This is a genomic window from Streptomyces sp. URMC 126, from assembly GCF_051386555.1.
Taxonomy (GTDB): domain Bacteria; phylum Actinomycetota; class Actinomycetes; order Streptomycetales; family Streptomycetaceae; genus Streptomyces.
Map to the genome: position 1 here is coordinate 1 of NZ_JBPQTX010000642.1, position 919 is coordinate 919.

Sequence of the window (919 nt, forward strand, 5' to 3'; positions counted from 1 at the left end):
CCGCCTCCGCCCCGGCGGCCCCGCTGACCGAACGTCAGGAGGCCCGGCGGCGCAGCATCCTCGCCGCCACCACCCGGCTGGCGAGCCGCGGCGGCTTCGACGCGGTGCAGATGCGCGAGGTGGCCGAGTCGTCGAACGTCGCCCTGGGCACGCTCTACCGCTACTTCCCCTCCAAGATCCACCTCCTGGTCGCCACCATGCAGGACCAGTTGGAGCAGCTCCACGAGACGCTGCGCAAGCGCCCGCCCACCGAGACCGACCCGGCCGCGCGCGTCGCCGGGACGCTGATGCGCGCCTTCCGCGCGATGCAGCGCGAGCCGCACCTCGCCGACGCGATGGTCCGCGCCTTGACCTTCGCCGACCGCTCGGTCAGCGCCGAGGTGGACGCGGTGTCCCGGCTGACCACGGCGATCATCGTGGACGCGATGGGACTCCCGGAGCCGCCCGGCCCGGAGCGGCTTTCGGTGGTCCGGGTGATCGAGCACACCTGGCACTCGGCGCTGATCACCTGGCTGTCGGGGCGGGCGTCCATCGCCCAGGTGAAGATCGACATCGAGACGGTGTGCGGCCTGGTCGGACGGCGCTGAGGGACGGCGCCGGAGGGAGCCGCAACGGGACGCGCTGCCGGGACGTGCCGACAGGACGCCTGCGGAAGGTGTCGGGGGTGGTGGGTGGGGAAGCCTCAAGCCCCACCCTCAACGGGTTCCGCGAGGTTCCGCATCCTCGGGCCCTACGGCGCCCTCCCCCCGGCGCCTCTGCGCCCGACGCCCGGCACCGCAGCCACCCACGCTCGACATCGCCGCGACCCTTGTCCGGTACCGCCTCGATGGGGTACCGCCGCGACCCCGCCGGGAATCTGCTCCCCTGCCCCGCACGTCACCAGAGCTCCATCCCGCCCGGCCACCTCGCGCCCCCCGCA

Annotated in this window: 1 protein-coding gene; it reads left to right on the plus strand. The window is 74.1% G+C overall.

Features of this window, described 5'->3' with window-relative positions:
• A partial coding sequence (locus ACSNOK_RS33270; protein ID WP_436784512.1) for a TetR family transcriptional regulator occupies window positions 1-587 on the plus strand: 587 nt, incomplete at its 5' end.
• Window positions 588-919 lie beyond the last annotated feature (332 nt).